The organism is Pseudomonas sp. D47 (assembly GCF_045447305.1).
Lineage (GTDB): Bacteria > Pseudomonadota > Gammaproteobacteria > Pseudomonadales > Pseudomonadaceae > Aquipseudomonas.
Genome location: NZ_JBJGXU010000004.1, coordinates 148578 through 161775 on the forward strand (window position 1 = coordinate 148578; position 13198 = coordinate 161775).

Sequence of the window (13198 nt, forward strand, 5' to 3'; positions counted from 1 at the left end):
GCATTAAACGGGTTTTTCAGGGGGTCGTCAAGCAAGTTTTCAAAAAATATTTAATTATTACCGTCGCTTACGTGCCGACCCCGGTTTTTGATCAATTATTGAGCAGGCGGCACGTAACCGTCGGCTTTGGCGTAATCCTCGCCGGAAAAGAACTTGTCCATCTCGCCTGACAGGTATTTACGGTCTTCGGCGTTCATCATGTTCAGGCGTTTTTCGTTGATCAGCAGGATCTGGTGTTTCAGCCAGTCGCCCCAGGCCTGTGCAGAGATGTGCTCGAAAATGTCCTGGCCCTTGGCACCTGGGTACGGAGGGCGTTCGAGGCCGGGCAATTCTTTGTGGTACTTGCGGCACATGATGGTGCGGGTCATGACGGAACTCCTGCGTTCAATACTTCGGCCGCGCGCTTCAGCAGTTTTTTCACCGGGGCGGCAAGGCCCAGGCGCGGCGGGGTGGCGAGGTTATACCAGAGCCAGTCGGCCTCGGCCACGTGATGGGCGGATTCCTCGACCTGGACCAGCCAGGGTTCGATAGCCAGCTGGAAATGGCTGAAGGTGTGGATCAGCCCCGGCAGTTCATGCGGCGTGCCCAGCTCGAGCGCGTGCTGGTTGGCCAAGTGTTCCAGGTCTTGGAGGTCGTCCAGCTCCGGCAAGCTCCACAAACCGCCCCACAGGCCCGTGGAAGGGCGACGGTAAAGCAGAATCGCGCCCTCGGCATTGGCCAGCATCGGCATCAGCGTGCGCTTTTGCGGGATGGTCTTGCGCGGCTTGGGGATCGGGTAGCGGGTCTCCAGGCCGAGCATATGGGCTTCGCAGCCTTTTTCCAGCGGGCACAGCAGGCAGCTCGGTTTGCTGCGGGTGCAGAGCGTGGCGCCCATGTCCATCATCGCCTGGGTGTAGGCGTTGACGCGATCGTGTGGCGTAAAGCGCTCTGCGGTCGCCCAAAGCTGCTTGGCGACCTTGGGCTCGCCTGGGTAGCCCTCTTGCGCGGTAAAACGCGCCAGTACGCGTTTCACGTTGCCGTCGAGGATCGGCGCGCGCAGGCCCATGCTCAGGCTGGCGATAGCACCGGCGGTAGACAAACCAATGCCGGGCAGTTCAGTGAGCTTTTCGACGTCCTTGGGAAACTCGCCGCCGTATTCGGCGACGACGATCTTGGCGGTCTTCTGCAGGTTGCGTGCGCGGGTGTAGTAACCCAGGCCGGTCCACAGGTGCAGCACTTCGTCTTCCGGCGCGGCGGCCAGGGCTTCGACCGTCGGCAGTGAGGCCATGAAACGGTCGAAGTAATTGAGCACCGTGCTGACCTGGGTCTGTTGCAGCATGATCTCCGAGACCCACACCCGGTAAGGCGTGATGCCTTGTTGCCAGGGCAGGTCATGGCGACCGTGGCGGTCGTACCAGTCCAGCACTGCCTGTGAAAACTGCTCGTTTCTCATCGTTTGAACAGGCCTTTAAGGGCGTCTTTCAACTGCGGGTTGACCTTGTCGAGTTTCTCTTCGAGCTTCTCGCTGAGCCTGTTGCCAGCGGCCTTGACTGCGACCTGAGTCAAGCCGTCCTTGTCCAGGCGACAGGCCTTGGCGCCCAGTTCCAGCGGGCCACGGCAGCGCAGCGGCACTTCGATGCCCTGGAAGTTGGAGCCGACCTGGCAGGCCGGGTCCGGCACGTCGCGCTTGTCGCCTTCGACGATGATGCCGACGCGGTAGTCCATGCCCAGCACGCGCAGGTCGACGTCACCGTTGCCGTTGACCGTCAGGCCCGGGATGCGCACTTTCAGGTCAGGGTTGCTGGCCACACCGTTACGCAAGGTCAGGTTGCCGCGCAGTTCCTGGAACGGCGTGTCTTTGCCTTGTGGCGTGGTGCTCAAGGTCTTGCGGTTGAGCAGGGCGATGCCGGTGCACAGTTGTTGTTCAATGTTGGCGTTGAGCAGCGCGCCGTTATTGATCACAAAGCTGGCGGTGCCGTTCAGGCTGTCGATCAGCGCCTTCTGGCTGTTACCACGGCCGTTGAGGTTGCTGTCGAGGGTGATCTGGCCTTTCACCGGCGAGGTTTGCCCCTGGGCTTGCAGGATGCGTTCAGCCGGTACCTGCTTGATGCGGGTCTGCAACGCCAGCACCGGGATGTCCTGGCGCACATCGAGTGTGCCGTTGGCCTGGAAGGTGCCGTTGTAGAGGCCGCCGCTGAGGGTCTCGAGCTTGAGCTGGCCATCGATGCCGGACGCTTTGAGCGCGGCGTTCTGGATCGGCAGTTTGCTCAGGGTCAGTTCGCCAAAGGCCAGGTCGGCGTCGATATCCAAGGTGCGCAGGCGGGTCAATGGCAGCAGCTTGTCGGTGCTCCACGCGCCTTTGGTCGGTGCGTCCGGCAGGGGTGTGGTGCCACCGGCAGCCATGGCGCCGGCTTCGCTGTTCTGTACTTCGGCCTGGCGTGCGGCGGCTGCACCTTTGGCGGTTTCGGATTTGGCCGGCAGGTAGTTGTCGGCGTTGAAGCTGTCGCCTTTGAGTTGCACACGCAGCGATTGCTTGGCGAAGTCGTCCACAGCGATGCGGCCGGTAAAGGTGCTGCTGTCGAGTTTCAGGTTCAAGTCTTCCAGCGCCATGCTGGTGGGCGTGCCTTTAAGGCGGCTGACCAGCTCGACTTTACTCAGGCTGCCCGCGGCCATGGCCGGCAGCGGGTGCCCCACGCTGTCGAGGAACTTGGCCAGGTCAAACTGGGCAATGGACAGGGCACCGCTCAGTTGCGGGGTTTTGTTCAGGTCGTTGACCTTAAGTTCGCCCAAGGCGCGCAGCTGGTTGGCGGAAAGTTTCAGGTTGGTCCATTCGGCGATGTTAGCCGCCAGGTCCACCAGCAACTGGCCTTGGGTCGAGAAGGTTACGGTTTTGCCTTGCAGTGGCTCGCCGGTGGCTTCGCCGCTGAGTTTCATGTCTTCGAATTGGTAACGCTGGAGCGCGCGTTGAATGCGCAGGTTGCCGTTCAGCTCGGTCTTGACGCGCATCAGCGGCTGGTTGCTGCCCAGGAATGCGGTGAGTTTGAGCGGAATGCTCGCGCCTTCGTGCACGGCGCCGGCGCTCAACTGAATGCTTTCGGCGCTGTACTGTTTGCCGGTCTGCTCATCGTTGTATTCAACGCGGGCGTTGTTGATGGTCAGGCTGTCGATGTCCAGGCGGATCGGTTTTGGCGGCTTTTCCGGTTCGGGCTCGGCTGGCGTTTCCACTGGCGCAGGCACCGGCGCATTGGCCGTTGTCTCGGCCACGTTCTTGCCGATGTCCTCCCAGTTGCCGTGGCCTTGTTTGTCACGGGTCAGGCGCAGGTTCAGGCCCTCGACACGCACATCGCTCATCTGCACTTCGCGGCGCAGCAGCGGCAGGACGCGCACCGACAGGCCGATCATCTGCAGGTCGGCGAACGGTTGGGTCGGGTTGGTCAGGGTCGCGACGCTGGCTTCGTGCAACTCAAGGCCCAGCCAGGGGAACAGGCTCCAACCGATATCGCCATTGAGCGTCAGCTCGATGTGGGCCTTGTCGCGGGCAATCTGGCGAATCTCGTCTTTGTAATCGTTGGGATCGAAGAGGTGGGTCAGGGCAAAGCCCAGGGCCACAATGATCAGCAACAGCCCGAGAAGTACCAGACCCAGGATTTTGCCGAACGCTTTCATGGGCGAGTCCTTGTATGTCGATTTCAAAATTTAGCCGCAGAGTATAACGCCCGACGGCCTGCGTCAGTTCATGCATCGTTACATTGTATCTAGACGCAGCAAAATCGGATTTTGCTGTCGGGCAGATCAGGTTGCGTGAAAAAGGTGATGTCAGTTTGGTTTTTCTGTCATCCACTGGTGCTAATCTGCGCGGGTTCGTCTGTCGTCTGCGACACAGCGTCGCGCTCAAATGGAGCTTTACTCAACAACAACGGCCAACGCTTTGCGTGCAAGGTCGAGGGAGAGAGCGCCTGACGGACACATACTAATAACTGGGGGAAACACCAATGAGCACAAGCACTGCGGCTGGCAGTACTGCCGCACAGCCTGCGTTCCTGTCCAAGGAACGCATTATCGCCAAGCCGGGGTTCAACCGATGGCTGGTTCCACCGGCCGCCCTGGCCATCCACCTGTGCATCGGCATGGCCTACGGGTTCTCGGTGTTTTGGTTGCCACTGTCCAAAGCGCTGGGTATCACCGCACCGGTTGCCTGCGCGCCGGACATGAGCTTCATCGCACAAGTCTTCTCGTCGCAATGCGACTGGCCCATCTCCATGCTGGGCTGGATCTACACCCTGTTCTTTATCTTCCTGGGCTGCTCGGCAGCGATCTGGGGCGGCTGGCTGGAACACGCTGGGCCACGTAAAGCCGGCGTTGTATCGGCCTTGTGCTGGTGCGGCGGCCTTTTGATTTCGGCGTTGGGCATCTATACCCACCAGATCTGGCTGATGTGGATCGGCTCCGGGGTCATTGGCGGCATCGGCCTGGGCCTGGGCTATATCTCGCCCGTGTCGACCCTGATCAAGTGGTTCCCGGACAAGCGCGGCATGGCCACCGGCATGGCGATCATGGGCTTCGGCGGCGGCGCGATGGTCGGTGCACCGTTGGCCGCAGCGCTGATGGGCCACTTCGCTTCGCCAACCAGCGTGGGCGTGTGGCAGAGCTTCGTGGTCATGGCCGCGATCTACTTCGTGTTCATGATCGGTGGCGCATTGTCGTACCGCGTTCCGCCGACCGGCTGGAAGCCTGAGGGCTGGACCGCGCCGGCGAAAAAAGCCAGTAATGCGATGATCACTCACCGTCACGTGCACGTGAACGTGGCGTGGAAAACCCCGCAATTCCGCCTGGTGTGGCTGGTGCTGTGCCTGAACGTGTCTGCCGGTATCGGCATCCTCGGCATGGCTTCGCCGCTGCTGCAGGAAGTGTTTGGTGGCAAGTTGCTGGGTGTTGATGTGCCGTTCGGCCAACTGGATGCTGGGCAGCTTGCGTCTATAGCCGCCATCGCCGCGGGCTTCACCGGTTTGTTGAGCCTGTTCAACATCGGTGGCCGGTTCTTCTGGGCGTCGTTCTCCGACTACCTGGGGCGTAAAAACACCTACTTTGTGTTCTTCGCGCTGGGTTTTGCCCTGTACGCGCTGATCCCGAACCTGGGGCATCTGGGCAACGTAGCGCTGTTTGTGGCGGCGTTCTGCATCATCCTGTCGATGTACGGCGGTGGTTTCGCGACTGTCCCGGCTTACCTGGCCGACCTGTTCGGCACCCAGATGGTTGGCGCGATCCACGGTCGCCTGTTGACCGCATGGGCAGCGGCGGGCGTGTTGGGCCCGGTGCTGGTGAACTACCTGCGTGAGTATCAGCTGAGCATCGGCGTTGAACGCGCGGCGGCCTACGACATCACCTTGTACATCCTCGCCGGCCTGCTGGTGCTGGGCTTCATCTGCAACCTGCTGGTACGCCCGGTGGCTGACAAGTACTTCATGACCGACGCCGAACTGGCTGCCGAACAGGCGCTGGGCCATGACAAAGGGGCGGATGCTTCCACCTCGCTGGAATGGAAAGCGGCTTCCGGCACGGTGCCATTGGCGATTGCCGCCTGGCTGGTGGTGGGTATTCCGTTGGCGTGGGGTGTGTGGGTGACCCTGCAGAAGACGGCGGTATTGTTCCACTAAAACCGCGTAACCCCTTGTGGGCACGGTTTCTGTGGGAGCCGGGCTCATGTGGGAGCTGGCTTGTGTGGGAGCCAGCTCCCACACTTGATCTTCACCCATCTGAAGATATCGGGTCGGCGCACCATTCTGGAGCGCCTGCTTGTACACACATGTCTATCGCCGACACTCCATCAGTCTTATCCCCTTCGATGTTTCTGTTTAGCGCCCGCGCCCCTATAATGGCTGCCTTTTTCGCCCAATGATTTTGCGGAGTTGGTGATGGCCGAACGTAAGGCGTCCGTCGAGCGCGACACTCTGGAAACCCAGATCAAAGCCTCGATCAACCTGGATGGCACCGGAAAGGCCCGATTTGATATCGGTGTACCTTTTCTTGAGCACATGCTGGACCAGATCGCCCGCCATGGGCTGATCGACCTGGATATCGTCAGCAAGGGCGACCTGCATATCGACGACCACCACACGGTGGAAGACGTCGGTATCACGTTGGGCCAGGCATTTGCCAAAGCCATCGGTGACAAAAAAGGCATCCGTCGCTACGGCCACGCCTATGTTCCGCTGGACGAAGCGCTGTCGCGCGTAGTCATCGACTTCTCCGGCCGCCCAGGCCTGCAGATGCATGTGCCCTACACCCGCGCCACCGTGGGCGGTTTCGATGTCGACCTGTTCCAGGAATTTTTCCAGGGCTTCGTCAACCACGCACTTGTCAGCCTGCACATCGACAACCTGCGCGGCACCAACACCCACCACCAGATCGAAACCGTGTTCAAGGCTTTCGGCCGCGCGCTGCGCATGGCGGTAGAGCTGGATGACCGCATGGCCGGGCAAATGCCTTCGACCAAGGGCGTTCTGTAATGCAGACGGTCGCGGTTATCGATTACGGCATGGGTAACCTGCACTCGGTGGCCAAGGCCCTCGAACACGTAGGCGCTGGCAAGGTGCTGATCACCAGCGATGCCAATGTGATTCGCGAAGCCGACCGGGTCGTATTTCCCGGTGTGGGCGCGATTCGCGATTGCATGGCTGAGATCCGCCGCCTGGGCTTTGACAGCCTGGTGCGTGAAGTCAGCCAGGACCGGCCGTTCCTCGGCATCTGTGTGGGCATGCAAGCTTTGCTCGACAGCAGTGAAGAGAACGACGGCGTCGACTGCATCGGCCTGTTCCCAGGCCAGGTGAAGTTCTTCGGTAAAGGCCTGCACGAAGACGGCGAACACCTGAAAGTCCCGCATATGGGCTGGAACGAAGTTCGCCAGGCCGTGGATCACCCGTTGTGGCACGAAGTGCCAGACATGGCGCGTTTCTACTTCGTGCACAGCTACTACATCGCCGCCGGTAACCCGCGCCAGGTGGTGGGTGGCGGGCACTACGGCGTGGATTTTGCCGCAGCGCTGGCCGAAGGTTCGCGTTTTGCCGTGCAATTCCACCCGGAGAAGAGCCATACCCATGGCCTGCAATTGTTGCAGAACTTCGCCGCGTGGGATGGTCGCTGGTAAATGGCCAAGAAGCCGAAAGTGCCGGTCTTGAACCTCACGCCCGAACAGGAGGGTGAGGCTACCCTCACGATCAAGCGCTTCATGGAAGACCGCTTCGAGCTCAAGCTGGGCTCGTTCGAGGTCGCCGAGCTTCTTGAGTTGTTCACCACCGAAGTGGCGCCGCATTATTACAACAGGGCGATTTTCGACACGCAGACGCTCCTTAAAGAAAGGTTCGAAAGCATCGAAAGCGACTTGTGGTCGCTTGAGAAACCCTGATTTCCCAAGCATTGCTGAATATCGAATAAGGTTTGCCAGATGCTGATTATCCCCGCTATCGATCTCAAGGACGGCGCTTGTGTACGCCTGCGCCAAGGCCGCATGGAAGATTCCACCGTGTTCTCCGACGACCCGGTGAGCATGGCTGCCAAATGGGTAGAAGGTGGCTGCCGTCGTCTGCATCTGGTGGACTTGAACGGCGCCTTCGAAGGCCAGCCGGTGAATGGTGAGGTGGTTACCGCCATCGCCAAGCGCTACCCGAACCTGCCGATCCAGATCGGCGGCGGTATTCGCTCCTTGGAAACCATCGAGCACTACGTCAAAGCCGGCGTGAGCTACGTAATCATCGGCACTAAAGCCGTTAAAGACCCAGCCTTCGTTGCTGAAGCCTGCCGCGCGTTCCCGGGCAAGGTGATCGTGGGCCTGGACGCCAAAGACGGTTTTGTCGCCACCGACGGCTGGGCTGAAATCAGCACCGTGCAGGTGATCGACCTGGCCAAGCAGTTCGAAGCTGACGGTGTGTCCGCCATCGTTTATACCGACATCGCCAAAGACGGCATGATGCAGGGCTGCAACGTACCGTTCACCGCGGCTTTGGCTGCGGCTACCAAGATCCCGGTGATCGCTTCCGGTGGTATCCACAACCTGGGCGACATCAAGTCGCTGCTGGACGCCAAGGCGCCTGGCATCATCGGCGCCATCACTGGCCGCGCGATCTACGAAGGTACCTTGGACGTCGCCGAAGCCCAGGCTTACTGCGACGCCTACAACGGCTGAGGACTGACCATGGCGCTGGCCAAACGCATCATCCCTTGCCTGGACGTCGACAACGGTCGCGTGGTCAAGGGCGTCAAGTTCGAGAACATCCGTGACGCCGGCGACCCGGTGGAAATCGCGCGTCGCTACGATGAGCAAGGTGCCGACGAGATTACCTTTCTCGACATCACCGCCAGCGTCGACGGCCGCGACACCACGCTGCATACCGTGGAACGCATGGCCAGCCAGGTGTTTATCCCGCTGACCGTAGGCGGCGGCGTGCGTACCGTGCAAGACATCCGCAACCTGCTCAATGCCGGCGCGGACAAGGTCTCGATCAATACCGCGGCGGTATTCAACCCGGAGTTTGTCGGCGAAGCCGCGCAGCACTTCGGCTCGCAATGCATCGTGGTCGCCATCGACGCCAAAAAAGTCTCCGGCCCGGGTGAAACACCGCGCTGGGAGATCTTCACTCACGGCGGCCGCAAGCCCACCGGGCTGGACGCGGTGGAGTGGGCGATGAAGATGGAAGGCCTGGGCGCCGGTGAAATCCTGCTGACCAGCATGGACCAGGACGGCATGAAAAACGGCTTCGACCTCGGCGTCACCCGCGCCATCAGCGATGCGCTGGGCATTCCGGTGATTGCCTCCGGCGGCGTCGGCAACCTGCAGCACCTGGCCGACGGCGTGATCGAAGGCCACGCCAGCGCCGTGCTGGCGGCGAGTATTTTCCACTTTGGCGAATACACCGTTCCCGAGGCCAAGGCCTACATGGCGGCGCGCGGTATCGTCGTTCGCTAAACGCTACTGGACACCATGGCAGGCGCGCGGCACTCTTTGCGCTTGCCATGGATTCCGGTAGCCTTCATGTTCAAGACCTTGTTGCTCGCCCTCGCCAGTACCTCCGTGCTTATGGCCGGTGCTGCCCACGCCGAAGAACCGTCTGACGCCGCCCTGGTGTTGCTGACGGAAAACTTTCCGCCTTACAACATGGCGAAAAACGGCAAAAATTTCGCCAAGGACGAGAACATCGAAGGCATCGCCGTGGACATCGTGCGCGAGACTTTCAAGCGTGCCGGCATTTCCTACAACCTGACCCTGCGGTTTCCTTGGGAGCGAATCTACAAACTCGCCCTGGAAAAACCTGGTTACGGCGTATTCGTGATGGCGCGCCTGCCGGATCGCGAAGCTTTGTTCAAATGGGTCGGCCCTATCGGCCCTGATGATTGGGTGTTGTTGGCCAAGGCCGACAGCAAGATAGAGCTGTCGGACCTTGAGCATGCCCGTCGTTACAAGATTGGTGCCTACAAGGGCGACGCCATTGCCCAGACCCTGGAAAAACAGGGCCTCAACCCGTTGGTGGTGCTGCGCGACCAAGACAACGCGCAAAAGCTCATGGATGGCCAGATCGACCTGTGGGCCACCGGCGATCCTGCCGGGCGTTACCTGGCGCGCCAGGTCGGCGTAACGGGGCTCAAGACCGTGTTGCGCTTCAACAGCGCCCAGCTCTACCTCGCGCTGAACAAAGACGTGCCGGATGACGTGGTGACCAAACTCCAAGCGGCACTCGATCAGTTACGGGGCGAGGGTGTCCTCGAACAGATCATAGCCCGCTATCTCTAGTGTGGGCTGTGCTTCAAGGGGTTCTACTCCAGGCGCTTTCTCAGGCAGTGGCTCCACGCTAGGGTACTGGCTCATGTACACGTGCTCGCCGCTGTTGTAGCTCACAGTGTCTGATACCTGGCTGCCATCCAGGCGTAGCAGGCGGTATTCACTGTTCAGGATGGAGCCCGCAACGGCTATCTTCGGCGGCGCATAAGTGATGATTTCCAGCGCTGAGGCGTTGCTCCAACCTTTCGCCGAGTGCTGCGTATGCGTGAATTCACGGTCCAGCTGCGCCGAGAAACTCAGCGCGAATGCGCGAGTGTTTGCGGGCCATTGCTTGCTTAGTTCGACGCCGGTGCCAGTTGCCAGCACCCTGGTATTTTCTCCGATTTCGCCCTTCGTGGCTTTCCACGTAGAGGGGCGACTGGTCGCTTCGGTGTTGTGCTCAAAGCCGACGAAAACGTGACGATCAGTACGTTCCAACCGATAAGTGGGTGAGGTCTGCAGCTGCTCAATAGCGGTTAATTCCGGATCTTTTACGCAGAACCACGGCAGTTCGCACACCTTAATTATGGGGGTGGTCTCCTCCAGCATCGGGTTCTCATACCCGCTGAGAACGGGGAGTGGCGGTGCTTCGCTGGATTGCGCGGTGAGCGCCAGGCGCAGCGAATAGGCCAGGAGGCTTGGCTTGGTAGCGCTTTCACTGCCGATAAAGGTGCCAGGGGCCAAGTAAATTTCGCCGGCTGATGCATCGGGCGGAGTAATCGACCAAGTGTTCAGGTTTTGGGTAGCACCACTGCCTTTGTCGTCCCAGATCAGATCGCCCACTTGGGCTGTTTGCACCAGATCTTCGCGTACGCAGCGCATGGCACTGGTCGAAGGTTTGTCATAGGCCACACCGCACACCAGCCCCATCGCGACATAGCCTTGCGGTGGCAGTGGGCGCCAGATGGATAAATTGCCTAAGGCCCCGGTTCCTTTATCGTGCCACACCAATTGGTAATCGAGCGGCGCGCGCAGGGCCGTGCCGTTGACCTTATTCACGTCGCTGACGACCGGGACGATCTTGCTCCGGTTGATATTGTCATGGTGACCAACCGCAACATCGCCCAAGGAGAAAAACGGGCTTAGTTCATCGGATGTTGTGCTGGGCCGCCAAAGGCCGACGTCTTTATGCGCGCCTGATCCCTTATCGCTCCAGAGCGGAAGAAACTCGCTGGTAAAGTTGATGAGCAGGTCGTTGAATTGCAGAGGCTTCATTGGAGGCTCTCCAGTTGATAGGAGTATCAACTATCGAAGAGCGAGCGCATTGCCGAGCTGTATTTATCTACGCAACGGAAGATAAATGCCGTTTTTCCCATGCCCGGCCATGGCCTGATTGCCACGTACGCTGATCATCAACTTGATATCAATCCAGTCGATGCCCTGGGCCTTGAGCTTGGGCAACTCGCGCTCCAATACCGCCAGGGTTTGCGGGTAAGGGTGGCCGATCATTACGGCTGAACCTTGTTTGTGCGCCAGTTTGATTGCGGTTTGCAGCTGCGTGGTGATCGCCGCTTCGGTGCGCTCGTCATCGAGGAATACATCCCGCGAGACATGCGCCAAGCCAATCTTCTGCGCCTCGGCGGCGGCGACGGTCTGTGCACTGGTGCGGCTGTCGACAAAGAACTTGTTGCGTCGTTGCAGCTCGGCCATCAGCCACGCCATGGCGGCCGGTTGGGCGGTCATGCGGCTGCCCATGTGGTTATTGATGCCGGCGGTGTAGGGCACGGCCTTGAAGGCGGCCTCCAGGCGTTTGCCGAGTTCTTCGATAGGCAAGTCGGGGTGCCAGGCGAACGGGCCGGTAGCCGGGTCCATGGGCATGTGCAGGATCACGATCTTGCCGGCCTTGTGCGCTTCGCGGGCGAATTCGGCGGCGTGGGGCGTGTCCGGCATGATCGCCATGGTCACCGGCCCAGGCAGGGCCAGCACGCGACGATCCCGGGGCAGGTTTTGCCCCAGGTCGTCGATGATAAGGGTCAGGTAGGCTTTATGCGGCTCGCCCGCAGGCGTCGCGTGGGCGACGCCTGCCAGGCTGCACAGCACAGCGATGATCAGGGCAAAACGCATATCAACGGCTGCGCGTAATGCTCAGGCCTTTAAGCAGGCTCAGCGCCTGGGCCAGTTGATAATCATCGTCCTGCGGCATCGGCTTGGCTTTGGTGGCGCTGCCGGTCGGCTGGTCGGCGCCGCCGTTGCCATTGCCCAGGTGGCCTTGCAGGTCGGCCTCTTTGTAGTACTCGCTGTCGATCTCGTTGGTGATCTTGGCTTTACGTACTTCGATGTCCGGCACGATGCCTTGGGCCTGGATCGAGCGACCGTTCGGCGTGTAGTACAGCGCCGTGGTGATCTTCAGCGCGCGCTCGTTGTTGAGCGGCAACACGGTTTGCACCGAGCCTTTGCCGAAACTGGTGGTGCCCATCAGTACGCCGCGTTTCTGGTCTTGCAAGGCGCCGGCGACGATTTCGGAGGCCGAGGCGCTGCCGCCGTTGATCAGCACAGCCAATGGCACGTTTTCACTGAGGTCATTGCCGGTCGCTGAGAAGCGCAGTTCGGAGTTAGCGATACGGCCCTTGGTGTAGACGATCAGGCCTTTGGTGATGAAGTGGTCGACCACTTCCACCGCCGACTGCAACACGCCGCCCGGGTTGTTACGCAGGTCGAGCACGATGCCGTTGAGTTTCTTGCCGTTGTCTTTGCGCAGCTTGGCCAGGGCCTTGGCCACTTCGTCGCCGGTCTTGACCTGGAACTGGGTGATACGGATGTAACCGTAGCCCGACTCCAGCAGCTGGCTCTTCACGCTCTTGACCGTGATGGTCGCGCGGGCCAGGGTTACGTCAAACGGGTTGCCGCCGTCGCGCACCAAGGTCAGGGTGATTTTTTGGCCGAGCTTGCCGCGCATCTTGTCGACGGCTTCGGTCATGGACTGGCCACGGGTCGGCTGGCCGTTGATCTTCACGATCAAGTCGCCGGCCTGGATACCGGCCTTGGATGCTGGGGTGTCGTCGATCGGCGAGACTACTTTGATCTGGCCGTCTTCGGAGCCGACTTCGATGCCCAGGCCGCCGAATTCGCCGCTGGTGCTTTCCTGCAGCTCAGCGAAATCTTCCGGGCCCAGGTAGGCAGAGTGCGGGTCGAGGTTGCTGAGCATGCCCTTGATGGCATTTTCCAGCAGGGTTTTATCGTCTACGGGTTCGACATAGGCTGCCTTGATCCGGTCCATGACCTCGGCAAAGGTACGCAGCTCGTCCAGCGGCAGCGGGGCCTTGGTGGTCGCTGCCGTGGTCGCGGTCGTAGCGGCGGGTGCAGCTCCAGCGGCCTGGTCGGCAAAAGCCAGAGGCGCGCCGATCACCAGGGCGATCGTCAGGGCCAGCGAAGTGAGGCGGGACAAATGCAGCATGTCGAACGAACTCCTAA

Annotated in this window: 13 protein-coding genes; 7 read left to right on the forward strand and 6 right to left on the reverse strand. The window is 60.6% G+C overall.

The window, feature by feature from the left end:
* Window positions 1-95 precede the first annotated feature (95 nt).
* The 3 genes from ACI77I_RS05485 to ACI77I_RS05495 are packed head-to-tail and all read right to left on the reverse strand — an operon-like array spanning window position 96 to window position 3645.
* Entirely contained in the window at window positions 96-368 is a 273-nt protein-coding gene (locus ACI77I_RS05485) for an oxidative damage protection protein (RefSeq protein ID WP_406997103.1), read from the reverse strand.
* On the reverse strand, window positions 365-1432 hold the full coding sequence (gene mutY, locus ACI77I_RS05490; protein WP_242153942.1) for an A/G-specific adenine glycosylase: 1068 nt from the start codon (window positions 1430-1432) through the stop codon (window positions 365-367). The genes ACI77I_RS05485 and mutY overlap by 4 nt, the downstream gene beginning before the upstream one ends.
* Window positions 1429-3645, reverse strand: a complete 2217-nt coding sequence (locus tag ACI77I_RS05495; protein ID WP_406997104.1) for an AsmA family protein — start codon at window positions 3643-3645, stop codon at window positions 1429-1431. The genes mutY and ACI77I_RS05495 overlap by 4 nt, the downstream gene beginning before the upstream one ends.
* Before the next feature lie 326 nt (window positions 3646-3971).
* Here ACI77I_RS05495 and ACI77I_RS05500 point away from each other — a divergent pair, with 326 nt between their 5' ends.
* The 7 genes from ACI77I_RS05500 to ACI77I_RS05530 all read left to right on the forward strand — a co-directional run bounded on the left by ACI77I_RS05500 (window position 3972) and on the right by ACI77I_RS05530 (window position 9760).
* Complete coding sequence (locus ACI77I_RS05500; protein WP_094952174.1) at window positions 3972-5633, forward strand: OFA family MFS transporter; 1662 nt, start codon at window positions 3972-3974, stop codon at window positions 5631-5633.
* A gap of 258 nt (window positions 5634-5891) precedes the next feature.
* Window positions 5892-6485: an imidazoleglycerol-phosphate dehydratase HisB gene (gene hisB, locus ACI77I_RS05505; RefSeq protein WP_003218037.1), complete on the forward strand. Its 594-nt coding sequence runs from the start codon at window positions 5892-5894 to the stop codon at window positions 6483-6485.
* Window positions 6485-7123, forward strand: coding sequence for an imidazole glycerol phosphate synthase subunit HisH (hisH, locus tag ACI77I_RS05510; protein ID WP_094952175.1), 639 nt, complete (start codon window positions 6485-6487; stop codon window positions 7121-7123). Before hisB ends, hisH begins: the two co-directional genes overlap by 1 nt.
* Window positions 7124-7381, forward strand: coding sequence for a DUF2164 domain-containing protein (locus tag ACI77I_RS05515; RefSeq protein WP_094952176.1), 258 nt, complete (start codon window positions 7124-7126; stop codon window positions 7379-7381).
* Between the two features lie 39 nt (window positions 7382-7420).
* The gene (gene hisA, locus ACI77I_RS05520; RefSeq protein WP_003187784.1) at window positions 7421-8158 is read left to right on the forward strand and encodes a 1-(5-phosphoribosyl)-5-[(5-phosphoribosylamino)methylideneamino]imidazole-4-carboxamide isomerase; all 738 of its coding nucleotides are present in this window, start codon (window positions 7421-7423) and stop codon (window positions 8156-8158) included.
* A 9-nt stretch (window positions 8159-8167) separates the two neighbouring features.
* Window positions 8168-8938, forward strand: coding sequence for an imidazole glycerol phosphate synthase subunit HisF (hisF, locus tag ACI77I_RS05525; protein ID WP_003171107.1), 771 nt, complete (start codon window positions 8168-8170; stop codon window positions 8936-8938).
* 66 nt (window positions 8939-9004) lie between these two features.
* Window positions 9005-9760: an ABC transporter substrate-binding protein gene (locus ACI77I_RS05530; protein ID WP_094952177.1), complete on the forward strand. Its 756-nt coding sequence runs from the start codon at window positions 9005-9007 to the stop codon at window positions 9758-9760.
* On the opposite strand, the gene ACI77I_RS05535 is transcribed toward ACI77I_RS05530, so the two are convergent.
* The 3 genes from ACI77I_RS05535 to ACI77I_RS05545 all read right to left on the reverse strand — a co-directional run bounded on the left by ACI77I_RS05535 (window position 9713) and on the right by ACI77I_RS05545 (window position 13181).
* Window positions 9713-11002, reverse strand: a complete 1290-nt coding sequence (locus ACI77I_RS05535; RefSeq protein WP_406997105.1) for a Vps62-related protein — start codon at window positions 11000-11002, stop codon at window positions 9713-9715. The two genes, ACI77I_RS05530 and ACI77I_RS05535, sit on opposite strands and share 48 nt — an antisense overlap.
* 63 nt (window positions 11003-11065) lie before the next feature.
* Window positions 11066-11851 (reverse strand): divergent polysaccharide deacetylase family protein, encoded by a 786-nt coding sequence (locus ACI77I_RS05540; RefSeq protein ID WP_094952179.1) that lies wholly within the window; start codon window positions 11849-11851, stop codon window positions 11066-11068.
* A gap of 1 nt (window position 11852) precedes the next feature.
* The gene (locus tag ACI77I_RS05545) at window positions 11853-13181 is read right to left on the reverse strand and encodes a S41 family peptidase (RefSeq protein ID WP_094952180.1); all 1329 of its coding nucleotides are present in this window, start codon (window positions 13179-13181) and stop codon (window positions 11853-11855) included.
* Between the last annotated feature and the right edge of the window lie 17 nt (window positions 13182-13198).

What these genes read in the sequence shown, in the direction of transcription:
- ACI77I_RS05485 (WP_406997103.1), bottom strand. Translation starts at nt 368, where the DNA reads ATGACCCGCACCATCATGTGCCGCAAGTACCACAAAGAATTGCCCGGC.
- mutY (WP_242153942.1), bottom strand. Translation starts at nt 1,432, where the DNA reads ATGAGAAACGAGCAGTTTTCACAGGCAGTGCTGGACTGGTACGACCGC.
- ACI77I_RS05495 (WP_406997104.1), bottom strand. Translation starts at nt 3,645, where the DNA reads ATGAAAGCGTTCGGCAAAATCCTGGGTCTGGTACTTCTCGGGCTGTTG.
- ACI77I_RS05500 (WP_094952174.1), top strand. Translation starts at nt 3,972, where the DNA reads ATGAGCACAAGCACTGCGGCTGGCAGTACTGCCGCACAGCCTGCGTTC.
- hisB (WP_003218037.1), top strand. Translation starts at nt 5,892, where the DNA reads ATGGCCGAACGTAAGGCGTCCGTCGAGCGCGACACTCTGGAAACCCAG.
- hisH (WP_094952175.1), top strand. Translation starts at nt 6,485, where the DNA reads ATGCAGACGGTCGCGGTTATCGATTACGGCATGGGTAACCTGCACTCG.
- ACI77I_RS05515 (WP_094952176.1), top strand. Translation starts at nt 7,124, where the DNA reads ATGGCCAAGAAGCCGAAAGTGCCGGTCTTGAACCTCACGCCCGAACAG.
- hisA (WP_003187784.1), top strand. Translation starts at nt 7,421, where the DNA reads ATGCTGATTATCCCCGCTATCGATCTCAAGGACGGCGCTTGTGTACGC.
- hisF (WP_003171107.1), top strand. Translation starts at nt 8,168, where the DNA reads ATGGCGCTGGCCAAACGCATCATCCCTTGCCTGGACGTCGACAACGGT.
- ACI77I_RS05530 (WP_094952177.1), top strand. Translation starts at nt 9,005, where the DNA reads ATGTTCAAGACCTTGTTGCTCGCCCTCGCCAGTACCTCCGTGCTTATG.
- ACI77I_RS05535 (WP_406997105.1), bottom strand. Translation starts at nt 11,002, where the DNA reads ATGAAGCCTCTGCAATTCAACGACCTGCTCATCAACTTTACCAGCGAG.
- ACI77I_RS05540 (WP_094952179.1), bottom strand. Translation starts at nt 11,851, where the DNA reads ATGCGTTTTGCCCTGATCATCGCTGTGCTGTGCAGCCTGGCAGGCGTC.
- ACI77I_RS05545 (WP_094952180.1), bottom strand. Translation starts at nt 13,181, where the DNA reads ATGCTGCATTTGTCCCGCCTCACTTCGCTGGCCCTGACGATCGCCCTG.